This is a genomic window from Krasilnikovia sp. MM14-A1004 (genome assembly GCF_047159485.1).
GTDB lineage: Bacteria > Actinomycetota > Actinomycetes > Mycobacteriales > Micromonosporaceae > Actinoplanes.
The window spans coordinates 1,786,891-1,811,666 of sequence record NZ_AP038773.1; the positions used below are offsets into that span (position 1 = coordinate 1,786,891).

Annotated in this window: 18 protein-coding genes; 2 read left to right on the top strand and 16 right to left on the bottom strand. The window is 70.9% G+C overall.

The window, feature by feature from the left end; translation table 11 throughout:
* Positions 1-20 precede the first annotated feature (20 nt).
* The 4 genes from ACMCNN_RS08250 to ACMCNN_RS08265 form a co-directional block, all read right to left on the bottom strand.
* Entirely contained in the window at positions 21-998 is a 978-nt protein-coding gene (locus ACMCNN_RS08250) for an ABC transporter permease (RefSeq protein ID WP_412745578.1), read from the bottom strand.
* Between the two features lie 165 nt (positions 999-1,163).
* Complete coding sequence (locus ACMCNN_RS08255; protein ID WP_412745579.1) at positions 1,164-2,912, bottom strand: ABC transporter substrate-binding protein; 1,749 nt, start codon at positions 2,910-2,912, stop codon at positions 1,164-1,166.
* A 31-nt stretch (positions 2,913-2,943) separates the two neighbouring features.
* Positions 2,944-3,972 (bottom strand): ABC transporter permease, encoded by a 1,029-nt coding sequence (locus ACMCNN_RS08260; protein WP_412747102.1) that lies wholly within the window; start codon positions 3,970-3,972, stop codon positions 2,944-2,946.
* Positions 3,973-5,062: 1,090 nt separating this feature from the next.
* Positions 5,063-5,968: a TIGR03619 family F420-dependent LLM class oxidoreductase gene (locus ACMCNN_RS08265; protein ID WP_412745580.1), complete on the bottom strand. Its 906-nt coding sequence runs from the start codon at positions 5,966-5,968 to the stop codon at positions 5,063-5,065.
* Positions 5,969-6,077: 109 nt separating this feature from the next.
* Between ACMCNN_RS08265 and ACMCNN_RS08270 the strand changes: the two genes are divergently transcribed.
* Positions 6,078-6,800: a dienelactone hydrolase family protein gene (locus tag ACMCNN_RS08270; RefSeq protein WP_412745581.1), complete on the top strand. Its 723-nt coding sequence runs from the start codon at positions 6,078-6,080 to the stop codon at positions 6,798-6,800.
* A 15-nt stretch (positions 6,801-6,815) separates the two neighbouring features.
* On the opposite strand, the gene ACMCNN_RS08275 is transcribed toward ACMCNN_RS08270, so the two are convergent.
* From ACMCNN_RS08275 to ACMCNN_RS08305, 7 genes are all read right to left on the bottom strand, one after another.
* Positions 6,816-7,637, bottom strand: coding sequence for a hypothetical protein (locus ACMCNN_RS08275; RefSeq protein WP_412745582.1), 822 nt, complete (start codon positions 7,635-7,637; stop codon positions 6,816-6,818).
* Between the two features lie 205 nt (positions 7,638-7,842).
* Positions 7,843-8,850 (bottom strand): LacI family DNA-binding transcriptional regulator, encoded by a 1,008-nt coding sequence (locus ACMCNN_RS08280; protein WP_412745583.1) that lies wholly within the window; start codon positions 8,848-8,850, stop codon positions 7,843-7,845.
* A gap of 109 nt (positions 8,851-8,959) precedes the next feature.
* Complete coding sequence (locus ACMCNN_RS08285) at positions 8,960-11,770, bottom strand: putative bifunctional diguanylate cyclase/phosphodiesterase (protein WP_412745584.1); 2,811 nt, start codon at positions 11,768-11,770, stop codon at positions 8,960-8,962.
* A 172-nt stretch (positions 11,771-11,942) separates the two neighbouring features.
* Positions 11,943-12,368, bottom strand: a complete 426-nt coding sequence (locus ACMCNN_RS08290) for a PPOX class F420-dependent oxidoreductase (protein ID WP_412745585.1) — start codon at positions 12,366-12,368, stop codon at positions 11,943-11,945.
* A 65-nt stretch (positions 12,369-12,433) separates the two neighbouring features.
* Complete coding sequence (locus ACMCNN_RS08295) at positions 12,434-16,735, bottom strand: GH92 family glycosyl hydrolase (RefSeq protein WP_412745586.1); 4,302 nt, start codon at positions 16,733-16,735, stop codon at positions 12,434-12,436.
* 196 nt (positions 16,736-16,931) lie between these two features.
* Positions 16,932-18,944, bottom strand: a complete 2,013-nt coding sequence (locus ACMCNN_RS08300) for a hypothetical protein (RefSeq protein ID WP_412745587.1) — start codon at positions 18,942-18,944, stop codon at positions 16,932-16,934.
* Positions 18,945-19,008: 64 nt separating this feature from the next.
* On the bottom strand, positions 19,009-19,335 hold the full coding sequence (locus ACMCNN_RS08305) for a PadR family transcriptional regulator (RefSeq protein ID WP_412745588.1): 327 nt from the start codon (positions 19,333-19,335) through the stop codon (positions 19,009-19,011).
* A gap of 130 nt (positions 19,336-19,465) precedes the next feature.
* Here ACMCNN_RS08305 and ACMCNN_RS08310 point away from each other — a divergent pair, with 130 nt between their 5' ends.
* A complete protein-coding gene (locus tag ACMCNN_RS08310) occupies positions 19,466-20,449 on the top strand; it encodes a pyridoxal-phosphate dependent enzyme (protein WP_412745589.1) in 984 nt (327 codons plus the stop codon).
* Positions 20,450-20,607: 158 nt separating this feature from the next.
* Here ACMCNN_RS08310 and ACMCNN_RS08315 read toward each other — a convergent pair whose 3' ends face one another.
* From ACMCNN_RS08315 to ACMCNN_RS08335, 5 genes are all read right to left on the bottom strand, one after another.
* Complete coding sequence (locus ACMCNN_RS08315; RefSeq protein WP_412745590.1) at positions 20,608-21,126, bottom strand: ricin-type beta-trefoil lectin domain protein; 519 nt, start codon at positions 21,124-21,126, stop codon at positions 20,608-20,610.
* Between the two features lie 323 nt (positions 21,127-21,449).
* Complete coding sequence (gene ligD / locus ACMCNN_RS08320) at positions 21,450-22,409, bottom strand: non-homologous end-joining DNA ligase (protein WP_412745591.1); 960 nt, start codon at positions 22,407-22,409, stop codon at positions 21,450-21,452.
* Between the two features lie 35 nt (positions 22,410-22,444).
* Complete coding sequence (locus ACMCNN_RS08325) at positions 22,445-22,807, bottom strand: hypothetical protein (protein ID WP_412745592.1); 363 nt, start codon at positions 22,805-22,807, stop codon at positions 22,445-22,447.
* Positions 22,808-22,871: 64 nt separating this feature from the next.
* The gene (locus tag ACMCNN_RS08330; protein ID WP_412745593.1) at positions 22,872-23,768 is read right to left on the bottom strand and encodes a carbohydrate ABC transporter permease; all 897 of its coding nucleotides are present in this window, start codon (positions 23,766-23,768) and stop codon (positions 22,872-22,874) included.
* 114 nt (positions 23,769-23,882) lie between these two features.
* Positions 23,883-24,776 (bottom strand): carbohydrate ABC transporter permease, encoded by an 894-nt coding sequence (locus ACMCNN_RS08335; protein ID WP_412745594.1) that lies wholly within the window; start codon positions 24,774-24,776, stop codon positions 23,883-23,885.

The following is a 24,776-nucleotide window of genomic DNA, read 5'->3' on the forward strand; positions in this document are numbered from 1 at the left end:
GATGGAGGGCACGGTCGGGATCATCCGAGCCGTACCCGCGGGTCGAGGATCGTGTACGTGATGTCCACGATGAGGTTCATGACCACCAGCACGACCGACCCGACGAGTACGCCACCCATGAGCACGGGCAGGTCGTACTGGCCGAAGGCCCGCAGCGTGAGCAGGCCGAGGCCGGGCAGGCCGAAGATGCTCTCGGTGAAGATCGCGCCGGTCAGCTGGAACGCCAGGTCGATGCCGAAGATCGTGGCGACGGGGGTGAGGGCGGCGCGCAGACCGTGGCGGTAGACGACCCGGCGCCGGCTGATGCCCTTGGAGGTGGCGGTGCGGACGAAGTCCTGACCCAGCGACTCGATCATGGAGGCGCGGGAGTACCGGGTGTACGACGCCGCGTTGGTGACGCCGACGCACAGCCACGCCGAGACCAGACCCAATGCCCAGGCCCATGGATTCTCTGTGAACGGGGTCCAGCCCGATTGCGGCAGGAAGGTCGCGTACAGCGCCACCAGCAGGGCGAAGACGAAGTAGGGGAAGGAGGCGATGACCAGGGTCGCGCCCACCGTGATCTTGTCCAACGACGTACCACGGACCTGGGCGGCGATGGTGCCGGTGAGGATGCCGAGGGTGAGGTAGACGACCGCCCCGCCGATGACGATGGAGACGGTGACCGGCAGCGCCTGCGCCAGCAGCTTCGTGACCGGCTGGCCGAGGGTGTACGAGTAGCCCATGCAGGGAGCGGAGCAGTGCTGGGTGACGCCGCCCGAGGTGTACTCCCGGCCGACCACGAGCCCCTTCATGTAGGAGGTGATCTGCTCGACGGCCGGCTTGTCCAGGTCGAGGCTCTTCTCGATGTCCGCGAGGCGCTCGGGGGTGCACTTGGGGCCGCAGATGACGCCGGCGGGGTCCGTCGGTGCGAAGAAGAACAGCGCGAAGCTGGCGACGATCGTCACGATCACGACGGAGATCCCGCTCAGGATCCGTCGAAGGATGTACAGCAGCACCGCTTGCTCCTCTGTGATCACGGCGCCGGGTTCGTGTCCCGGGGAGAACACCGCGTGTCAGCCGGTCGGCCGTCGCGCGGCAGGGGGGGTGTGGTTGGTGTCCGAGGTGGTCCGGCACCGCCTGTGACGGCGGGCCGGACCACCCCGGATCCTGCTAGAAGAGCGTCAGCTCTTCAGGTACATCGAGGTCAGCAGCGGCATACCCATGGTCGGGTCGCCGACGGTCGTGCCGACGTTCGTGCCCTGCAGAACGGCCATCTTGTCGTAGTAGCGCGGGATGGCTACGTACATCCCCATGATCTTCTGGTCGAGCGCGGCCCACTTCGGGGTGGACTGGTCGGCCGGGAGGTTGGCGATGTCGGTGATCTCCTTGTCCAGGGCGGGGTCGCTCATGAAGCCCCAGCTCTGGCCGTCGGCGATGCTGTGCGACTGGAACAGCACCGGGAACCACGAGCCACCGGACGGCCAGTCGGAGCACCAGCCGGCCGGGGTCTGGCCCAGGTTGACCGGCGCGTCGTAGTTCGACAGCTTCGCGCGCAGGTCGGCGGTGGCGACACCGATCGGCTTGACCTTGAAGCCCGCCTTGGTGAGCGCGTCGGCGCGGGTCTGGCTGATCTGCTGGGTCTGCGGCTTGGTGTTGTCGAAGTACCAGCTGACCTCGAAGCCCAGCTTGCCCGCGGCCTGGAGCATCGCCTTGGCGCCCTCCGGGTCACCGTTGCCACGACCGGTCAGGTCCGGCAGGGGCGCGTACTTCTCGTAGCCCGGGACGGACGGCGGCAGGACCGTGCTGGCCGGCTCGGCGACGTAGTCGTTGAGGCCGGCGACCTTCCAGATCTGGTCGCTCGGGTACGCCTTGGCGATCGCCTTGCGGACCTCCAGCGGGATCTTGCGGGTGTCCAGGTTCACGACGATGGTGCAGGGGCTCTCGCCCTGGACGAGCTGCGACTTCTTCTCGCCGTTGAGCTGCGGGATCAGCGTGGCGTCGAGCACGTCGTAGCTGATCGTGCTGGCGTCCTTGGGGCTCTTGCTGTTCAGCACGGCCTGCTGCATCTTGACCGCGTCACCGCCCCAGGCGAAGTCGATCGCGTCGGGGTACTGGTGCCGCGCCGCGTCGGTGTTCGCGTCCCAATTCGGGTTCTTCACCAGGTTCAGCGAGGTGCCCGGGACGTAGCTCTTGAACATGTACGGGCCGGTGGCCAGCGGGTGGTTCTTGTAGTCCTGCTTGGTGTCCTTCGCCTTGGGGATCGGCGTGAACATCGGGAAGGACATGAAGAACGGCAGGTCCGAGAACGGCTTCTCCAGGTGGATGATCAGGGTGTCGGTGCCCTGGGTCTCCACGCCGGAGTAGTTGTCGCCGTCCTTGTAGGGGCCCTTGTACTTGCCGCCGTCCTTGAAGTAGGTCTGCTGGTACGACGGGCCGTTGGCGTAGATGTCGTGCGCGAAGGAGCGCTTGATCGCGTACGCCAGGTCCTCGACCTTGATCGGGGTGCCGTCCTCGTACTTGATGCCGGGCTGCATCTTGAACGTCCACGTCAGCTTGTCCGCCGAGGCCGTGCCGAGGTCGGTCAGGTCCGGCACCAGGGTCGGCTTGCCGTTGCGGATGTCGAACTGCGTCGGCGTACGGAACAGCAGCTTGCCGATCTCGTTCGAGTCGGTGTAGTAGATGTCCGTCGGGTCGAACGTGTTCGGCGTGGTCTGCGCGACCACCTGCAGGGTGCCGCCCTTGCGCGAGCCGGGGACCTCGGGAGCCGGGCCCTTGGCGTTCGGGTCGAGCGCGTTCTCCTGCTTCGTGATCTTGCCGGTGTCGGCCTTGTTGCCGGAGTCGCCGTTGTTGGACGACGGGCTGCTGCAGCCGGTCAGACCGAGGGCCACGGCGGCTGCCGCCGCGACGGCCACGTTAAGTCGCCTTGCCATATCTCCTCTTCTCATACTGGGCGTCACCACGTCACCGTCGGGTGCGGGGATCAAATGCGTCACGGACAGCGTCACCGAGCAAGCTCAGTGCCAGGACCAGGATCGTGATGGCCAGGACCGGGATCCACAGGTACAGCGGGTCGGCCCGGTAGAAGTTCTGCGCCGCCGAGATCGTCAGACCCCACGACGGCGTCGGCTCGGAGAGGCCGACGCCGAGGAAGGTCAGGCCGGCCTCGGTGACGATGTAGCTGGGCAGGGCCATGGAGACCGAGATGACGATGGGCGCCACCAGGTTGGGCAGCAGTTCCTTGAACAACACCTTGCGGGTGGGCACGCCGAGCACCTTCGCGGCGGAGATGAACTCGCGTTCGCGCAGCGACAGCACTTCGCCGCGGATCAGTCGGGCAAGGCTCGCCCAGCCGAAGAACGACAGCACGATGATCAGGGAGTAGAAGCGCACCGTTGCCACGTCCTCCGCGGAGGCGTTGTCCGCGTCGGCGCCGATGAACACCGCCAGCAGCGCGGCCGGGACGGCGATCGCGAACAGCAGGTACGGCAGGCTCAGGACGAAGTCGATGACCCAGGACAGGATCCGGTCGATCCAGCCGCCCATGAAGCCGGTGATCAGGCCGATGACGACGCCGACGATCGTGGTGATGATCGTGACCGAGCCCGCGACCAGCAGGGACGGCCGGGCACCGTAGGCGAACCGGGCGAACAGGTCGCGGCCCAGGCGGGGCTCCACACCGAACCAGTGCTCGCTGGTGGGCCCGATGGTCGGGAAGCCGTACTGGTCGATGAGGTCGAAGTGCTTCTCGGTCGGCGACTGGCCCTCGATCTGGGCCAGGAGCGGAGCGAAGATCGCGATCAGGATGAACAACACGAAGATGCCCGCGCAGATGACCGCGACCCGGTCCTTGCGCAGACGCGCCAGGGCGATGCCGGTCGGGGACTTGCCCCGTGTCTTGCCGGTCTTCTTCTCCGTCGCGGAGTTCGCGGCGGACGTGGGTCCCGAGCCGGACGGCAGGCCGGTCCTCGTGAGATCGGCTTCCTCAATCATCGGTTCCACGCGTTAGTCACCTCCATAGGACACGACACCTCCACGTGCGTCGTGCGTGAGAGGTATTCGGACGCTGCGCTTGGAACGTAGTCGGCAAGTGGGCCGTAGGAAATGAGTTGACGCATCGAATGAATAACAGCTCAGGTGCGATGGGCCATGATCGCCGTCACAAGTACGCCTCACACATAACGATCAAACACCAAGGACCAGCAGGAAGACGGACTTTTCGCCTGCCCGTTATGTCGGGTAGGCGTCGCTCCTCATCACGTGGTGTAACGACCATAGCGCCCACAGTACTTTCATCGGATTTGCCAACCCCTTGGTCAAGTGTTTCGGGCGGGTTTCGTGCCGACGGCCTCGTTACGGGAAGCGCCACGGCAGGATGCATGATCAACGGGAAGATCTTCGGTGACGAGCCGGGCAAATCGACAGAACCGTGCGATCCGCCGTGGCGGCGAGTCGGCCACCCGGTGTGCCCGACCGGTGACTGCGGTGGCCCCGGAGGGCTGCGCGGACGGGCTTGAGGGTGTCGTTCGCCACAGCGACCCTCTCCGCCGGGAGCGGTGAAATCGCTCTCGCGAAGGTATCAGCGTCAATGTGGCGCCCGGCTCTGCGGTGTCACGGCGTGCGCATGATGCCGAACCGGGGAAACGGACAACGGTATCCGACCGGTGCCGACCGGCAATCGTTCCCGTCAATTCCGCGCCGGGGGTCGCCGGGCGCCGCCCGCTCCGCGCGGGCCCGCCGGCGCCCGGCACCCCGCTCGTCCGGGAGCTGGGACGACCAGCGCGGGGCGCCCGGCGTGCGGCACTCCAGCGGGGTTGACGGATGCCGCGCGGCCCGCCCTGGCCCGGCCCGCGACGGCGGTCCGGGTGGACTCACGAATCGGTCGAGATGGGTACGTCGATGCCGTTCGATGCCGTTTGGCCCGACAATCCGGAGCAAATGTGTCAGCACTGGAATGGCGCCGGATGGAATAGTTCCCGATAGTCCGGTTCGCACCTATCTCGGGGGCCCGTGGTCAATTCGGTTGGTGGCGCTTCGCGCCATTCTCCGGGCCCTTCCTCCCGCCCGGAGAAATGGCCCCGACTCAGCGGACCGGGGCGAGCGCGGAAAGGATCTCCTGGGCGCGTTCGGAGGCCACCCTCGGGTCCGCGTCCGGCGAGCCGATCAACGGGTCCCAGTTCAGGTCGTAGAACAACTCCGTGACCCCGGCCTGCGCGTATTGCTCCGCCCCGGCGCGGATCTGCGCGAAGTCGCCGGACAGCGGCACCGTGTCGTCGCGGCGCCCGGCGCGCACCACGCCGCGCACCACGATGCGCACCGCGTCGGGGTCGCGGCCCGCCTCCTGCGCCGCCTGCCGGACCACCCGGGCGCCGCGGGTGATGTCCGCCAGCGTGGCGCCGCTGCTGCTGACCCAGCCGTCGGCGATCCGGCCCGCCCGCCGCAACGCCACCTCCGCGGTGCCGCCGAGCAGGATCGGTGGTCCGCCCGGCTGCACCGGCCGGGGCGCCATCACGCTCGGCGGCACGGTGTAGCAGGCGCCGTCGAACGCGCTGACCTCGTCGTTCCAGAGGGTGCGCAGGACACCGACGTACTCCTCTGTGCGCTTGCCGCGCGGGTTCGGCTGCGATCCGGTCGCCGCGAACTCGGGCTCCGACCAGCCGGTGCCCAGCCCCAGATCGAACCGCCCGCCGGAGAGCACGTCCAGCGTGCCCGCCTGCTTGGCCAGGTACGCCGGGGAGACGTACGGCAGGTTGATCACCGCCACGCCGAGCCGGATCCGATCCGTGCGGGCCGCCGCGTACGTCAGCGCCAGCAGGGGATCCAGCACGCTTCGGTAGACGGGTGCGAGGTCCTGGTCCCGGCCGACGAGCAACCGCTGGAACGTCCACAGGCCGTGGTAGCCCAGTTCCTGCGCCCGCATCGCGAAAGCCGTTACCGACACCGGGTCGGCCCACACCCCGGAGACCGGGCAGCCGCAGCTGATCAACATGCCGTGACCGTAACCCGTGCCTCGTGCGGTGACCCGGCCGGCTGCCCTCGAGGGCAGACCTTGCCGCGGGTTGTGTCCAGCCGCGTGGCGGGTGGCTAGCGTGATCACAATGGGATTCGTCGATCTGAGCGAGGCGAGCGCGGCCAACGCCGGCTCCCCGACGCTGCGCGGCTACGTGGCCACCCCGCCCGGCGACGGGCCGTGGCCGGGCGTGCTGGTGATCCACGAATCCTTCGGGCTCACCGATGTCGTGATGCAACACGCCGACCGGCTCGCCGCGGCCGGATACCTGACCCTCGCGATCGACCTGTACAGCGCGGGCGGCATGCGACGCTGCCTGGTCTCGACGGTGCAGGCCGCCCGGCGCGGCGAGGGCCGGGCGTTCACCGACCTGGAGACGGGCCGTGCCTGGCTGACCGCGTCACCGCAGTGCACGGGCAGGGTCGGAGTGGTCGGCTTCTGCCTCGGCGGCAGCTTCGCCCTGACGCTCGCCGGCACCGGGCGTTACGACGCCGCGGCACCGAACTACGGCGAACTGCCCCGCGACCTCGACGGCACCATGACGGGCGCCTGCCCGATGGTGGCCAGCTACGCCGGTCGTGACTGGCTGCGCGGCTCCGCGCCGAAACTGACCGCCGCGCTGACCCGGGCCGGGGTGCCGCACGACGTCAAGGAGTACCCCGCGGCCGGGCACTCGTTCCTCAACGAGGCGGCGACCGGCCCCAGGATCCTGTGGCCGCTCATGCGGATGATGAAGATCGGCCCGGAGCCCCGGTCCGCCGCTGACGCGTGGCAGCGCATCGAGTCGTTCTTCGCCGAACACCTGCGCTGAGCGGACGAGAAGGACTCAGGCCGGGGCCTGCACCCGGGCGTACGCGCGCACCGGCAGGCGTTGCAGCGCCGCCCGGCTCGGCTCCACGGTGAACCCCAGCGGCGCGGCGATCCGCCGTACGTCGGAGATGTGCAGGGATCCGTGCCGCTCGACCGTGAGCATCGGCGACGGGCCGGTGCCGGGGTCGTGGAACGACACGAGCGTCACGGACATCGGCAGATGGCGCGGGTACGCGGCACGGGCCGCGTCCTCGTCGCGGTGCGCGATGACGGTGAGGTCCGGCATGTGCCCGAGGTCCGCCTCCAGCTCGGTGGCGCGCCAGTGCGCGGGCTCCTCCACCGCCCCTGTGGTGTGCCGGGAGCGGTTCGCGGAGGTGACGTACAGGTGGTCGCGGCCCAGTGCCGCGGTCGCCTGCGCGAACAACGCGTTGGACGGGCAGGCGGTGCCGGGCGTGATCACCTGGGTGGTGCGGACGCCGGCGTCCACCCGGGTCAGGTGCTCCGGCAGGTGGGACGCCGCGGGCCCGCGGAAGCCGATCGGGCCCGTGCGGGCCAGTGCCACCAGCAGCGCGGCCAGGCGAGGGACGTCGAGGCGCCGGGCGACCTCGCTCCAGTCGAACAGGGCCGGGATGCCGTCGGCGGCGGCCGTGACGCTGCCGATCTGACCGGCCGGGCGGCCCTTGGCGAGGTTGACCCGGCGCAGGGCCGTCGCCGACGGCTCGGCGACGATGGCGTAGATGTTGCCGAACGCGGTGGCGACCACCCGCCCGTCGTGCAACGCCCGCGCCGCGAGGGCGACGTCGGCAGGGTTGTCGATGGTCAGGAAATCGGCGGACATGCAGCCGTTTGTACCGGCACGGCGCGTCGGGGCGGTCGGCCTGTCGGGTTTGCGATCGGCGCCCCGCCCGTGCGGGTGAACATCCCACCCCTTCCGAGGGACCCCGTCCGGCTGCGCTCGCGGCCCTCGCTGCGCTCGGTGCACTCGCTCACGCGGGGCTGGCCGGGCGTGCGCTCGCGGCCCTCGCTGCGCTCGGTGCACTCGCTCACGCGGTACCCCGGGTCACGAGGGTGGGCTGGAACATCACCGAGCGGGGCAGCAGGCCGGGCGTGGCGATGTGGGCCAGCAGCAGCGCGGCCATCTCGGCCGCCATCTCCTCCACGGGCTGGCGGACCGTGGTCAGCTGTGGCCGGCAGTCCAGGGCCGCGCTGCTGTCGTCGAAGCCGACCACGGCGATGTCCTCGGGCACCCGGCGGCCGAGGTCCTGCACCGCGCGCAGCGCGCCCTCGCCCATCAGGTCACTGGCCACGAAGAGGCCGTCCACGTCGGGGTGGCGGCGCAGCAGCTCACGGGTGAGCTGCTCGGCCCCGGCCCGGGTGAAGTCGCCCTCCAGGTACGGCACATCGGACAGATCATGGGCCCTCAGGTACGTCCGGAAACCGTCGAAGCGGTCGTGCCCGGCCGGCGAGTCCAGCGGCCCGGTGATCGTGGCGAGCCGGCGGCGGCCCCGGGCCAGCAGGCGATCCGCGGCCAGCCGCGCGCCGAGACGCTGATCCACGTCGACGAAGCTGACCGCCAGCGGCCGGGCGGGCCGGGCCGACACGACGGCCGGGATGCCCAGGTCGTACACGAGCCGGGGGAGTGGGTCCCGATCGTGGCTACTGATCAGCAGGACCCCGTCGACCGCGCCCTGGCGCAGGTAGCGCAGCACGTGGTGGTGGCCGGCCGAGTCGGTCGGGACGATCACCAGGTGGATGTCGTGCGGGCGCAGCGCCCCGGTGGCGCCGGCGGTGACCCGGCCGAAGTAGGGGTCGGTGAAGACCCGGTTGAGAAATGACGAGTCGTTCGGGCGTTCCGGCTCGGAGATGACCAGGGCGACCGAGTCGGTCCGGCGGGTCACCAGCGTACGGGCCGCGCCGTTGGGGACGTAGCCGGTCTCGGCGATGGCGCGCTGCACGATCTCGCGGATCTTCGCGTCGACCGTGGGCGCGCCGTTGATGACCCGCGACACCGTGGCCCGGGACACCCCCGCCGCCCGGGCGACCTGATCCATTGTGGGGTTCCGTCCACCGCGCGGGGACCGCGTACTCATGGCGATGGTTATAACACCGGCCCCGCCGTGCGGCTCGGAAAGCGTTTCCCCGGTGGCCGGGTGCGGGCGGTCAGGCGGAGGCGCCGGTCGCCCGGCGCGCCGCGGCACCCTCCAGCAGCAGGCGGTGGGCCGCCTCGGCGGGTACGGGGTGCGAGAAGTAGAAGCCCTGGGCCTCGTTGCAGCCCATCTGGCGCAGCGCCGCGAGCTGGCCGTACTCCTCGACGCCCTCGGCGACCGTGGACATGCCCAGGCTCTCGCCGAGCTGCACGATCGTCTCGGCCAGCGCGCCGTCGTCGGCCTGCTCGCCCAGCCGTTCCACGAACGAACGGTCGATCTTCAACGTGTCGACCGGGAACCGCCGCAGGTAGGCCAGCGACGAGTAGCCCGTACCGAAGTCGTCGATCGCGAGGCGTACGCCGAGCGCCTTCAGCCGGATCAGCTGTGCCAGGTTCTCCTCGGTGTCGGTCATCAGCACGCTCTCGGTCATCTCCAGGCAGAGCCGGTCCGCGGGCAGGCCGGACACCGTGAGCTGCTCGGCGATCTCGGCGGCCAGGTCGGTCCGGTCGAACTGGCGGACCGACACGTTGACCGACATGGTCACCGGCTCGGCGGCCTCGGCGTTCCAGGCGGCGGCCTGGCGGCATGCCTCGGCGATCACCCAGCGGCCCACCCGCGCGATCAGCCCGGTCGCCTCGGCCATGGGGATGAACTTCATCGGCTCGATCAGGCCCCGGGTCGGGTGCTGCCAGCGCACCAGCGCCTCGAACCCCACCACCCGGTTGTCCGCCAGGTCGATCGTCGGCTGGTAGTGCAGCAGCAGCTCGTCGCGTTCCAGCGCCAGCCGCAGGTCCGCCTCCAGCTCCAGACGCTGGATCAGACCGGTCAGCATCTCCGGGTCGTAGCTGGCCAGGCCGCTGCCCGCCGACTTCGCCCGGTACATGGCGAGGTCGGCGTTGCGCATGAGCTGCTCGGCCTCGGCCGCCTCACCGGTCAGCCGCCGGCCCACGCCACCGGGTGCCGACTCGCCGGCGGTGGCGGCGGTGGCGAGCCCGATGCTGGCCCGTACGTGCAGGTCGCGGCCGTCGAAGGTGAACGGCTCGTGCAGGCCCGCGAGGATGAGGCGGGCGACCCGCTCGGCGTCCGGTGCGCCCAACGGCGCCTGCACCAGCACCGCGAACTCGTCCCCGCCGAAGCGGGCGACCAGGTCGCCGGGGCGTACGCAGGCCTGCAACCGCTCCGCGACCCCGACGAGCAGCCGGTCACCGGCGAGGTGTCCGAGGCTGTCGTTGACCTCCTTGAACCCGTCCAGGTCCAGGTAGAGCACGGTCACGTCGGTGTCGGGCGTGCGCTGCCGCAGGGCCGTGGCGACGTGCTCGTGGAACCGCGTGCGGTTGGCGAGCTGCGTCAGGGCGTCGTGATACGCGGCGTGCACCAGCTGCTCCTGCAACTGCTTGCGATCGCTGACGTCGCGCGTGTTCAGCACCAGCCCGCCCACGTTCGGATCGGTGAGCAGGTTGGTCACGGTCATCTCGGCCTGCCGGGGCTGGCCGCTGCGGTGGGGGACCATGAGTTCCACCACGACGCTCGCGTCGGGATGCTCCAGCGCCTCGGCCAGCGCGCCGGTCAGCCGCTGCGCCGACTCGGGGTCCAGCTGCTCGGTCAGCACCCGCCCGGTCAGATGCACCGGGCGGAAGCCCAGCACCCGCTGCACGGACTCACTCTGGTACAGCACGCGCCCCTGCGGGTCGACCACCGTGATCACGTCGGAGCCGTACTGCACGAGGGCGTGGTAGCGGTGCTCGCTGGCGGCCAGCTCGGCGGTCTGGTCCGCGACGCGGAACTCCAGGGTCCGGGTGAGGTTACGGTTCTCGGCCAGGGCCAGCAGTTGACGGCCCACGATGAGCAGGGTCAGCGCGGTCCGGGTGTAGGTGATGAACCCGCTGCTGTAGCCGTTGACCGACGACCACCAGATGCAGACGGCCAGCGCGGCCAGTACGGCCACATACGGCAGCAGCACCCCGAACGGGCGCCGGGCGTCCGCCCGCTCGGCCTCGTCGGCGTCCTCGGTCCCGACCGGCCCGCACGCCGCCAGCAGGAGCAGCGCGAACCCGGTGAACCAGCCGGTGTCGGTGACCGTGCCGGAGGCGTACGCGCCGATCAGGTTGAGGTACGCGTAGCCGACGTCGGAGATCGCGAACGCGGCGATCCCGGCGCCGACCAGCGCCAGCGTCGCGGACATGCCGCCGGTGCGGCGGCGCAGCGCGAGCATGTACACGACGATCGTGATGATCACGACGTCGGCCAGCGGATACGCCAGGCTCAGGCCGAGCGCGAGGCCGCCGTTGCCGCCCGCGTGCAGGAGCGGCTCGACCACCAGCGTCCAGGCGATCAGCGCCAGCGAGGTGGCCACCATGATTCCGTCGAGGAGGCTGCGGGCACGGTTCGCGAGGGTCTGCGCGGCCGTGGGCAGCACCAGCAGCCCGGCGGGGGTGAGCAGGATCATGCCGAGATAGCCGACGTCGGCCACGGAGGGAAAGGGCAGGTTGTCGCCCTGCACCAGCACCAGGTAGATCCAGCACACCTGGCCGAGCCCCCAGGAGAGCACACCGAGCCCGACGAGCATCCAGCCGAGCCGCCTGCGGCCCGTGAACGACCGGGCACGGATCAGGATCGCGACAGCGGTGGTGAGCGCCGCCACCCCGAGCCCGATCATGGAGATCATCCGGGATGCGGCGGCGCCGAACGGGTCCGCGCCGAGGATGCCGCCGAAGGCGGCGACCACCACTGCCACGAGTGCGCTCAGCCGCGTCCAGCCACGCCGACGTGCCGCGCGGCGCTCGAGCGCGGCGGCGGGCACCGCCGCGTCAGTCGCGGCAGCCATCGTTCTCTCCGGCTCCAGGGGAACGCCCTGCGGGTCGGGTGGCCATGCCGCAGTCATCGGGTCCGAGCCGGGCGACCTTGAGACAAACTTGCGGTGCAGCCGCCCGGCGCCGGGTGCAATCGGGTTGCCACCCGCCCCGCGACGCGTTGGCGCGGTGCGGGCCGGGCCGGAGCTACATGACCCAGCCGTACAGCCGTTCGACGTGCAGGCGCAGGACGAGGCGGCCGTCGGCGACCATCGCCCGCCGGTAGTCGTCCCAGTCGGGGTGTTCCTTGCCGCCGATCAGCCGGTACACCTCGATCAGCTCCTCGACCGTGGCGTCGTGCTCGTCGGCCGCGGGCGTGGACAGCTCGGCGGTCGCCTCGACGACCGCGTACCCGGCTCCGCCGGGCGCGGTGACCTTGAGGCTGGCGCGGGGGTCACGGCGCAGGTTCCGGGCCTTGGCCAGTTCGGTACGGGTGGAGATGCGCAGCACCCGGGCGGAGGCGTCGGCGGTGTAGTTGACATCGGACAGCTGGGGCCGCCCGTCGCGTTTGATCGTCGCGAGCGTGCCCAGGTCGGCGCCGACGACGAGATCCCACAGACCTTGCTCAGACATGGAGCCCACCCTATGCAACGCGCCGTGGCCCGGTGGGACCACGGCGCGCAGGCACTCCCGGGGGATCAGAGCGTGGCGCACTGACCCCGGCGCGGGCCGGACACCGTGTTGTCCAGGCCGTTGTCGACCGGCGCGGGATGGTTGCCCGTACAGGTCAGCGCTCCGCCGATCGTGTTGCCGGAGACCAGTGCGGTGCCGCGGTTGCGCAGCAACGACACCGGTCCCGAAACCGTGGAGTCCTCGATGGACACCGCGGCGGCGCCGGTCGCGGTGACCGGCCCCGTCACGGTGGTGTGCTGCAACGACACGGTGCCCGCGTCCGTGGCGGTCACCGCGCCGCGCAGGTTCGCGTCCGTGGCGTACAGCGAGGCGCCGTCGCGGACGCTGACCAGGCCGGTGACCGTGGCCCCGCGCAGGCAGGTCACCCCGGAACGCACAGACAGGGCACCGACCACCGTGTCCGCGATGGTGGTGGAGCACACCGGGGCGGGATGCCCGAGCAGCTCGACCTCGGCCAGGGTGGTGCTGGGCTGGCCGGTGTTCCCCGTCACCTCCAGGCGGTAATAGCGGTACGTGCCGGGCGTCGCGATCTTGAACGGCCGGGTCTGCAGCCGCCAGTCGAAACTCTGCCCGCTGCGCTCGTCGATCGTCGTCCACCGGGTGCCGTCGTACGAGCCGCGCAGCCGCCAGCCGGTCGGGTCGCCCGCGACCGCGCCCGAGGTGAGGGTGTAGAACTCGGCCCGTTCCCCGGCGCTGGTGAACTGGTACTGCCAGGCCGGGGTGGCCGTGGGGAACACCACCCGGGTGGCCGTCGTGTCGTCGACCAGGGCCGGTTCGGTCGCGGTGCCCTTGCCCGGCGCGGCCAGGTCGCGCAGCGGGTCGGGCGCGGCGCTGCCGGTGGTCAGCGACGGCGGCGCGGCGTCGGCGCCGGTGCCCCAGTCCGACGGCTGGTCGCCCATCGTGAAGTTCAGCGTCGCGCCGCCCGCCAGCAGCGCGTGCGGCAACGACGTCGACGTGTACGGCTGGCCGTTGACCGTCAGCGACTGCACGTAGACGTTGCGGGCGCTGTTGTTGCGCGCGTTCACGACGATCTTCTTGCCGTTCTCCAGGTTCACCGTCGCCTTCGTGAACAGCGGCGAGCCGATCGCGTACGCGGGGCTGCCCATCTGCAACGGGTAGAAGCCGAGGGCGCTGAAGACGTACCAGGCGCTCATCTCGCCGTTGTCCTCGTCGCCGGGGTAGCCCTGGCCGATCTCGCTGCCCAGGTACAGCCGGGACAGCGCCTCGCGGACCAGCGCCTGTGCCTTCGCGGGCTGACCGGCGTAGTCGTACATGTAGATGATGTGGTGCGAGGGCTGGTTGCTGTGGCCGTACTGTCCGAGGCGGACGTCGCGGGCCTCCAGCATCTCGTGGATCGTGCCGCCGTACGAGCCGGGGAAGCCCGCGGTCTCCGGGGTGGCGAAGAACGTGTCCAGCTTCTTCGCGAGCGCGTCGCGGCCGCCGTACAGGTTGGCCAGGCCCTGGCCGTCGTGCGGCACGTGGAACGCCATGTTCCAGCCGTCGGTCTCCGTGTAGTCGTAGCCCCACACCCGCGGGTCGTAGCGGTCGGCGGGCAGCCGCCACGTGCCGCCGGAGTCGCGGCCCTGGAAGAACTTCACGGACTCATCGAACGTGTGCACGTAGTTCTGGGCCCGGTTGCGGAAGTACTCGGCCTGCTCCGCGTACTCGGATGCCTTGGGGCCGCCGCGCTTGGCGAGTTCGGCGGCCATCCCGGCGATGCCGAAGTCGTTGATGTAGCCGTCCATCGCCCAGGACATCGCCTCGCCGGTGGCGTCGCTCGGCGTGTACCCCTTGAAGATCGACGTGGCCAGGCCCTTGCGGCCCACGTTGGCGTTCGGCGGGGTGACCGTCGCGTTCTTCAGCGCCGCCTGGTACGCCGTCTCCGCGTCGACGGTGACGCCCTTGCGGAACGCGTCAGCGAACGCCACGTCGGAACTCGTGCCGACCATCAGGTTGGCGTAGCCGGGCGCGGACCAGCGGGAGATCCAGCCGCCGTCGCGGTACTGCTGCAGGAACCCGTCCACCATCTCGCCCGCCTCGCCGGGAGTCAGCAGCGAATACGCGGGCCAGGTCGTGCGGTAGGTGTCCCAGAAGCCGTTGTTGACGAACACCCTGCCGTCCTTGACCGGAGCGCCGGTCTCAGTCGGCGTGCTGGCCGGGGTGGTGGTCGACGACTGCACCGCGTGCCGGTACACGGGCGCCTCGGCGCTGCCGGTGTTCTCGAAGCCGGAGTTCGGGTAGAGGAACAGGCGGTACAGGTTCGAATAGAGAGTGACGAGCTGGTCTTCGGAGGCACCCTCGACCTCGACGGTGTGCATGCGGGCGTCCCACTGCCGCTGGGCCGCGTCGCGTACCGATTCCAGGGTTGCGGAAGCGGCGAGTTCCAGCTCCAGGTTGTGCCGGGCCTGCGCGACGCTGATCAGCGACGTCGCGATCCGCAGCGTGACCGTCTTCTCGGTCGAGGTGTCGAACGCCAGGTAGCCGGTCGACGGGCGGTTCCCGCTCGCCAGGGAACCGCTGGCGGCCACCGGGCGGTCGGCGACGGCGTACATGAACATCCGGGTCCATCCGGCGGACAGGCCGCCGCTGTTGACGTCGGACCAGCCGGAGACGGACCGGTTAGCGGCGTCGATGCTCAGGCCCGCGTTGGCGTTGACGTTGTCCAGGATCAGGTTGCCCCGGTTGCCGGTGAACGTGAACCGCATCAACGCCGCGTGGTCGGTCGGCGCGATCTCGGTCCGCATCCCGTTGTCGAACGTGACGCCGTAGTAGTACGGGCGGGCGACCTCGTTCTCGTGCCCGAACGCCAGGGCCCGGTTGGCACGGCCCGGATCCGGCACGCCGGTGGCACCCGACGGCATCACCTGGAACGTCTGCCTGTCACCCATCCACGGGCTGGGCTGGTGGCTGGCGGAGAACGCCTGGATGGTCGGCCGGTTCGCGGCGTTGTTGTCGCGGTGGTACTCGTACAGCCAGTTCGTCGTTCCGGCGTCGGTGACCGGGGTCCAGAAGTTGAAGCCGTGCGGCACCGCGGTGGCCGGGAAGTTGTTGCCCCGCGAGTAGTCGCCCGAGGACTGGGTGCCGCGCCGGGTGTCCGCGTACTCGGACAGGTGTGAGCGCGGCGCCGCGGGCGGCGCGACGCGCAACGCGATGTCGTCGACCCAGGCCCGGAAGCTGGTCGGCCCGGCGGGCTTGTCGTAGCCGACCAGGATGCGGTCGACGATCTTGCCGGCCGCGACCGCGCCGATCCGGGCGGTGCGCTGGTTCCACTGCTGGGTGTACAGGGTCTTCGAGGCGCCCTGTGCGGCCGGGCTGAGCACGACACCGTGCTGGTCTGTCGCCTTCAGATCAGACAGGTACGTGCCGTCGGTGAAGGCCAGATCCACGGCCGTGTACGTGGCCGGGTTGCTCAGGTCGTCCCGGTTGAACTCGGGGAAGACGAGATAGGACAGCTCGGTGTCGTCGGTCACCGTCACGTTGACGTCGAAGACCTTGTTGTACGCGTACGCCCGGCCGCCGGTGAGGTGGCGGCCGCCGATCTGGAACGCGTTGCGCCCGGTGTAGCCGACATTCGCCTTCGCGGTGGGGGACGAGGCGGGGCCGGTGCCGACCCGGCTCTGCATGTTCGTCGCGGGCGGGGTCGTCGTGTCCTCGGTGGCGAGCTGCCAGTCGGCGAGCTGGGTGAGGGTGCCGGACGGGTGGCCGGTGATGCTCAGCCGGTAGACCGCGAAGCTGGCCGGGTTCGCCACCTCGTACGTGTGGGTCTGGAACCGCTGGTCGAAGCTCTGCCCGGTGCGGGTGTCCACGGTCGTCCAGGTGGTGCCGTCCGCGGAGCCCTCCAGGGTCCAGTCGCGCGGGTCCCGCTCCGGGGCGTCGTTGGCGGAGGTGAGCGCGTACCGCACGACGCGGGCGGGGGCATCCAGGGCGTACCGGGCCCAGCTCGTCGGCGTGTCCACCAGCCACTTGGTGGCCGGGTCGGCGTCGTTGAGGTTGGTGCCGTTCTCGTCCGGGTTCGGTTCGGCGTTGACCGTGACCCCGGTGACGTGCTCGCGGAGACTGCCCGGCAGTCCGACCTGGACGGCGCCGTCGACGCCGCCGCTGCGTGGTGCGCCGTCCGGGCCGGTCTCGACCGTGTCGGTCCACGTCGGCGCCGGATCGCCCGGCTCGAACGAGGAGGCGAACGCCCCGGTCCCGCTGTCGGCGGGATCGGTCGGCGCCGCGGACGCCGCCCCGCCCCACGCCACGGCGGCGGCCGCGGCGACGAGCGAGACGGAGAACAGCGCGGCGGCCCATCGTGACGGGTGCATGCCGTCTCCTTCGCCTGGTGGGTCAGCCCGGCCGAACGGCCGCCGGGCGCCGGCTCGCGGGGTGGGCGGGCCGGTGCCCGAATCACGAACGTACGAAACGTCCGCGACACATGCTTACGTCCACGTCCATCGATGCGCAAGACCTCGGCCACACTCGATTGACATCGATGTCAGGCGTCCCCCGGTGCCGAAGCCGTCAGCCGGCCACGGACGTCCCCGCGGATTCCGGCGACGGCACGGGACCGGAGCCCGGTGCGGGCTCGCGCGTTCCGGCCCTGCCGTCCAGGCGCGCCGCGGCCAGCGCGGCCAGCGGCAGCACCAGGGTCGCCGCACCCGGCACGAACGACAGCCCGTCGAACGAGTAGCCGCCGCCGTCGATGTCGAAGACCAGATTCGGTACGAAGTTCAGCAGCAGCCCGCCGCCCGCGACGATCAGGATCGTGCCGGGCAGCGCCGTCACGGTCAGCACGGTCCACACGGCGACGGTCCGGAAGGGCCGGCGCGCCCGATGCCGCCGCAGCAGCGCGAGACAGACCACCGCGAGGGGCAGCGCGACGAGCGCGCCGAGTGCGCCGAGACCGGTGTCGTCCTCGGACAGCGGAGGCGGGACCACTCCGACCCCGACGGTCAGCGCGACGGGCGCCACGACCAGCAGGACCGCGGCCCAGACCGGCACCGGGCGGCGGCTGAACGCAAGCGCCGGGACGACCGCCAGCAGCATGCCGGTAACCGCCAGGCCGATGGTGGTGACCGTCAGGCCGACCGGCAGGAACGGGTGGTTCACGCCGGGCGTGCCCTGCAACATGATCAGCGGCAGCACGCTCGCGGCCACCAGGACGCCGACCGCGACGCGGCGCAGTGCGGTGCCGTGCATCGCGCGCCCGGCCACCACCCAGCCGATGACCACCGGCACCACCCCGACCAGCAGCGCGAGCCGCAGCCCGCCCGCACCGGTGAGGCTCATCCGGTTGAGCACCGCGTTCGCCACCGTCAGCCCGGCGCCGACCACCAACGTGGCGGCCGGGCCGAACCGGCGGTCCGCGGTGGCGACCAGCATGCCGAGCATGGCCAGCAGGATCGTGGTGGCGCGCAGCTCCGCGGTCCACATGTAGAGCTCGCCGTCGCCGCCGGGCATCGGCGCGGCCGCGGAGACGTCCTGCATTCCCGGAGTGAGGATGGCCAGGGTGTAGGCCCAGCCGATCACGGCAACGGCGAGCGCACCCGCACCGGCCAGGACCACGGCCACCGGCATCGGCCTGCGCTGCCGGGCCTCGTCCGGCGCGGCGGCCGGTGCCGGGACCGGTGCCCGGCGTGGACGCAGCGCGCCGAAGCCGTACGCCAGCGTGAACGCCGCGAAGCAGGCCAGCGTCAGCGCCCACGGGCCCTGGTAGTAGAACCCGCGGCTGGTGAGGCCGTTCGTGATCTCCTGGAATTCCGGGGGGATCTCACCCACGGTCAGCGACGCCACCATCGTGGCCGCACCGTCCCGGCTGCTCAGCGCGAACGGAACGGTGGACGCGACAGCGGCGAGGGCGCTGACCAGCGGCACGCCGAGCAGCATCAGCGCCGCGGCCCGGCCCCGTCCGGCGGCGCGCACCGCGGCGACGCCGACCGCCGCGGTGCCGGTCGCCCAGACCAGCAGCCCGGCCAGCACGCCGAGCAGATGCGGCAGGTCGCCGTCGGGGAACGCGGCCACCAGCACCATCGGCGCGAACGCCACCGGCGCGAGTGCGGCCGGGCCGGCGTCGCCGAACCGGCCGGTGCGCGACAACGGCCAGCGCCGGCCCAGCCAGCGTCCGGCCGGCAGGCACCAGGCCAGCGTGATGGCGGCGGCGACCAGGGAGGTCAGCCATTCGGCGCCGGGCGAGAGCGGCGCCACCCCGGCCAGGTCGAGCAGCCGGTAGGCGAGGCTCTGCGCGTACGACGACACGGACAGCGTGAGCAGCGCGGCGACCAGCAGGCCGATGACCGGCGCGCCGGGTGCCAGCGACTCGCCCCAGCCGCGCGGGGCTCCGTTCGCGTCCCGGATCGGCGGCGCGGTCAGCAGGCTCACGGCGTACCCCAGTCGCTGCTTCACAGTGCCCTGGTCGGCCTCGATCGCGGCCAGCTCGGCCAGCCACTCCGCGTGCATCTCCGCGCGCAGCTCGGCCGGCCAGCGCCGGGCGGCGCGCGCCAGGCACCAGCGGGTGAAACGGTCCACAGTGGTCACGCCGACCTCGCCTCCCGTGCGCCGGTGGTCTCCAGGGATGCCGCTGTCGTCATGCGCGGGGAAGTCATGCGGTCTGCGGCTTCGCCGTGCCGAGGCCCCGGTTGAGCTGGGCCTGCAGGGCCGCGATCTCGCTGCGCGCGCGGACCTGCCCGTCCGGCGTGAGCCGGTAGTAGCGGCGGGCCGGGCGCCCGGCCGCGACGGGGTCGATCTCCTCCCAGTACGCCTCGACCCAGCCGGCGTTCTGCAGGCGCAGCAGGATCGGGTAGAGCGTGCCGCTGGGATGCCCACTGGCACGCATCAGGTCCAGGCCGTAGCGGTCGGCCTCCGGGTCTTCGAGGAACGCGGCCAGCACCTTGGAGACGGCGGCGGTCACTCGTAACGGGTTCGCCATGCGGGTCACCGTAATCGACCCTCGCAAGATTTTCTACATAGGGTCTACGCTCGGCTTATAGCGTCAACTCATCGAGATCGTCCCATCGCTGAGCGTCGCGACCGGCGGGTGTTGGCCGTACCCTGAGCGGATGACGCCGCCGTACCTGCACGTCCGGTATCCGAGCGCGGCGGCCCGGTTGCCGTTCCGCCGGCTGGGCTCCGGCCCCACCCCGGTGCACCCGCTCGCCGGGCAACCGCAGGTCTGGGTCAAGGACGACAGCGGATACGGGACGGTCTACGGCGGCAACAAGGTCCGCAAGCTGGAGTGGACCCTCGCGGACCTGCTCGGCCGGGGCCGGCGCACCGTGGTCACCGCCGGTGGGACCGGCAGCCACCACGCGGTCGCCGTGGCCCGGTACGCCGCCGCGGCTGCCCTGCGGGTGGACGTCGTCGCCCTGGAGCAGCCGTACGACGACCACGTCGCCCGTCAGCTCGCCGCGGTGCTCGCGACCGGCGCCCGGGTCCGTCGCGTCCGCACGGTCCCCGGCGGGTACGTCGCCGCGGCCCGCTTCCTGGCCGAGGCCGCGGTGACCGGACGGCGCCCGGCCCTGCTCCCGATCGGCGGCTCCAGCCCGCGCGGCTGCCTCGGCTACGTCGAGGCGGCGTTCGAACTCGCGGCCCAGGTGGAGCGGGGTGAGCTGCCGGTGCCCCGGCGGGTGCTGCTGCCGGTCGGTTCCGGCGGCACGGCGGCCGGGCTCACCCTCGGACTGGCCCTGGCGGGGCTGCCCACCGAGGTGGTGGGCGTGCTGGTCAACGACCGTACCCGGATGGGTCCTGCGCAGGTCCGCCGGCTGGCCGCTGCGGCGGCGCGGCTGCTGCGCCGCGCCGGTGCGTCCCTGCCGGACGGTACGCGACCGGCGCCGCTCACCGTGCGCCGCGACTGGCTCGGCCCCGGCTACGGGGTGGCCACCGCGGAGTCGGCGGCCGCGGCCGGCTGGCTGACCGAGCGGGCCGGACTGGTGACCGAGCCGGTCTACACCGCCAAGGCGGCGGCGGCCCTGCGCGCCCTCGTGGCGGACGGCACCCCGGACGGCCCGGTCCTGTACTGGCATACCGCCGACGGGATTGCCTGACGTCCGGTGTTCGCGTTCACCTCCGTGAGACAGCGGCAGACCGCCGCAGGGCTCCGAGCGACGGCGATCCGTATCCGGACCGCCCACGTCGGAGCCCTGCTTTTGGTGGCATCAAGGCCAAACCGGGCGCGGCTCAGGGTGAGCCACCGGCGGTACGGCTAATACCAACCCCATTCCTGGTTGTCCCAGCCATTGCACCGCCACACCTGAACCTTGCCGCCGTTCTTGAATGCGGTCTTCCGCGCCCCGTCCAGGCAGCGGCCGGAGTACCAGTTGACGATCGTCCCGTCGGAGTTGATCGACCACATCTGGTTGTCCTGGCCGTTGCAGTCCCATACCTGGACCTTGCCGCCGTTTCTGAACGCGGTCCGGCGGTCCGCTTCCAGGCAGCGCCCGTCATAGGTGCTGCGGATGGTGTAGTCGGAGTAGTACGTCCACAGTTCGTTGTCGCGGTAATTGCAACGCCACAGCTGCACCTTGGTGCCGTTGCGGACCGGTCCGTGACGCAGATCCACGTTCAGGCACCGTCCGCTGTAGACGTTGTAGATGTTCGAGTCAACGAAGACCGTGGTGCTCGGGCTTGTGGCTACCGAGCCGGTCCGGCCTGCGGCGGCCTGCACCGGCCCGGCCGAGGCGGTGACGGTGAGCGCGAAGGCGCTGACAACCGCGGCCGCCATAGTCAGGATTCGTCGCATTCCACGCATGGATTGATCCTTTCCTTTCTCTTCTCGGACCCTTGCGTGAGCACGTCAATCCTGAACCGGGGCGAGGTTGGTCGGTGCAGGTATTCGTCAACTTGAACGCTGGAAAGTCGGCTGGGCTCTGACCCACGCAGCGCGTCGAAGTCCCATGCAGGATGTATCCCGTATCGCAACGGTTCCTTCGGCAATCTCGTAAGGTGAGCGGAGCGGCTGGCTATGCGGCCAAGGCGTTGGACAGCCTTCGCTCGTCGCATTCGTCAGCGGCACCGTGCGGTTCCTCCATGGCGGCGGCGTCGGCGTCAGGGTGCGGTGTCGCGGCGGGCGCGGGCGCGCCGCTTGCCCTCGTGCATCGCCGCGACCCGCGCGATCGGGATCGTGTGTCCCTCCTCGACCAGGCCGGGGTCCAGCGGCTGCGGGGCGGGCATCGCCCGCGCCCACGGGTCGCCCCCGGCCAGCAGTCCGGGTGCGGTGCGCAGCGTGAAGTCGGCGGGACGTACGTCGTCCAGCTCGTCCCAGCCGACCGGGAACGACACCGGTACGCCCGGCCGCACCCGTGGGCTGTACGCGGCGACGACGGTCGCGCCGCCCGCGCGGGTCGAGTCGAGGAACACCTTGCCGTGCCGGTCCTCGCGGATGAACGCGGTGGTGGCCAGCGCGGGGTCGAGCCGTTCCGCGCGGGCTCCCACGGCCCGGGTCGCCGCGGCCACGTCCTCCACAGCCACGTCCGGTGGCAGCGGCACGAACACGTGCACTCCCTTGGCGCCGCTGGTCTTCACCGCGCTGGCCATGCCCGCGTCCGCCAGCACCTGCCGGACGAGCCGCGCCGCGCGGACCGCCAGAGTGAAACCGCCGTCGTCCGGGGGGTCGAGATCCATGATGAGGTGGGTCGGGCGGTGCTGGCCCGCGAGCGCGAGCGTCGGGTGGTATTCGACCGCCCGCTGGTTGGCGAACCACAGCAGCGTGCGGCGGTCGTTGCACAGGGCGTACTGGACCTCGCGCTGGGAGGCCTCCGCCCACACGGCCACCCGCGGAACCCAGTCCGGGGTGTATTTGGGCAGGTTCTTCTGGAAGAAGCGGTCCTGGCCGCGCAGCACGCGCACGACCGACAGGGGGCGGTCGCGCAGGACCGGCAGGATGCTGTCCCGTACGGCGTCGAGATAGTCGACCAGGTCCCGCTTGGTCGCCCCGGCGTCCGGGAAGAGTTCCTGGTCCAGGTTCGTCAGGGGTACGCCGTCGCGTTCCTCGCCGCCCGTACTCATGCGCCCATCCTGCCCGACGGCGCCGCCGCGCGGGGTCAGCTCGCTGCGCGGGCGATGATGACCGCGGGCACCACCATGGCGAGGGTGAGCACGACGTAGACCCCGCCCAGCCAGACCCGGCCGTTGCGGGTCGCGATGACCGCGGCGACGAACGGCAACAGCACCACGAGTACGGACGCGAGCGTGAACGCCCGGCCCGGCGGGCCGCCGGGGTTGCCGGTGACACCCCAGCCGAGCGCGAGCGACACCGACACCATCCAGACCAGCGTCACGAGCGTCACCTGCAGCGTGACCGTGGTACGCCGGACCGCGTCCCGTTCGTCCTGCTCGATCTCCCGCGTTGTCCGGGCGGTGACGTCGGTGCGCCGGATCGGGGACGGCACGGCCTCGGGGGTCACCCTCGCACTGTAAGGGCCCGGCGTGGTTCCCGCCCGGTGCGTGCGGACCGGTGGGATCGGGCGTTCAGCTCTTGACCGAGCCCGCCATGAGGCCCCCGATGAACCAGCGCCCGAGCAGCACGTACACGATGAGCGTGGGCAGTGAGGTGATCAGCGCGCCGGCCATCGAGGCCGCGTAATCCGGCGACTGGGCGCCCGCCAGCGCATTGAGCGCGATCGTGATCGGGCCGTTGCGGGTGTTCGACAGGAAGATCGCGAAGAGGTAGTCGTTCCACGCCGACGTGAACTGCCAGATGATCGTCACCACGAAGCCGGGGATCGAGATCGGCAGGATCAGCGACCAGAACGTGCGCAGCAGCCCCGCCCCGTCCACCCGGCCCGCCTCGATCAGCTCCTCCGGAACCGTGGTGGCGTAGTAGTTCCGGAAGATGAGCGTGCAGATCGGGATGCCGTAGACGCAGTGCACGAAGACCAGCGTCGGAATGCCGGGCGGGATGCCGAGCGTCGTGACGATCTCCCGCAGCGGGATCATGACGGCCTGGTAGGGGATGAACATGCCGAACAGGATCAGCGTGAACACCACGTCGGCGCCGGGGAAGCGCCAGCGCGACAGCACGAAGCCGTTCGCCGCGCCCATCAGCGAGGAGATCACCGCGACCGGGATGGCCAGTTCGAACGTACGGATGAACGACGGCCGCAGCGACGTCCACGCCTTCGCCCAGGACGCGAACGTCCAGTGCTCGGGCAGGTTCCACTGTCCGGTCACCCCGATCTCCGAGCCCGACTTGAAGCTCGTCACGATCAGCACGTACGCGGGCATGAGCACGACGACCAGGAAGAACAGTACGAGCGCGTACTTCACGGCCCGGCCCGCGACCGTGCCGAACGTGGTGGACCGCGCGGCGGGCGGCGGCGCGGGTACCGGCCCGGCCGCCGACCGGGTAGTCGTGGTGGCGGTCATGCTGAGCCTCCTTCGGCATGCCCTCCTGGCCCTTGCTCCGCCGCGGTGCAGTCGGTCATGCTGAGCCTCCTTCGGCATGCCCTCGTGGCCCTTGCTCCGCCGCGGTGCAGTCGGTCATGCCTTCTTCTCCGTCCGATTGGTCCAGATCAGGTACGGCACGATAACCACCGCCACGAGCAGCAGCAGGATGATCGAGATCGCGGCCGCCTTGGCGTAGTCGCTGGTCAGCAGCGCCTGCCAGACGTAGACCGCGGGCACCTCGGTGAGCCACTGCGCGCCGGACACGCTCATGATCAGGTCGAACATCTTCATCGACATGTGTCCCACGATGATCAGCGCGGACAACGCCACCGGCGTGAGCTGCGGGAAGATGACGTTGCGGTACAGCCGGTACGTGCTGGCCCCGTCCATCGCGGCGGCCTCACGCAGCTCCTGCGGGATGCCACGGAACCCGGCCAGGAACAACGCCATCACGTAGCCGGACAGCTGCCAGATCGCGGGCATCGCCATCGCGGCCATGCCCCAGTCCGGGTTCGTCCACCACGTGTTCTGCAGGAACTCCAGGTGCACGGCGCCGAACACGGCGTTGAGCCCGCCCGCGTTGTCACCCGTGCCGGGGTTCATCAGCCAGCGCCACACCACCCCGGAGGCGACGAACGAGACCGCCATCGGGAACAGATAGATCGTACGGAAGAAGCCCTCGCCGCGGACCCCGCGCTCCAGCAGGAACGCCCAGAGCAGGCCCATCACCATCGTCCCGGCCATGAACACGACCGTGAAGATCAGCAGGTTCTTCAGCGAGTGCAGGAACCGGTCGTTGATGTCGTTGGTGAACAGGTTGACGTAGTTGTCGAGCCCGACGAACCCCTTGGAGCCGCGGGCGTTGTGCTCGTCGGAGACGGAGACCTTCGTGGTCCAAGCGATCAGCCCGTACACGAAGACGGCGAGCAGGATCAGTGAGGGGGAGAGCAGCAGCAGGCCCGGTCCCCAATGCCGGAGTCGGCGCAT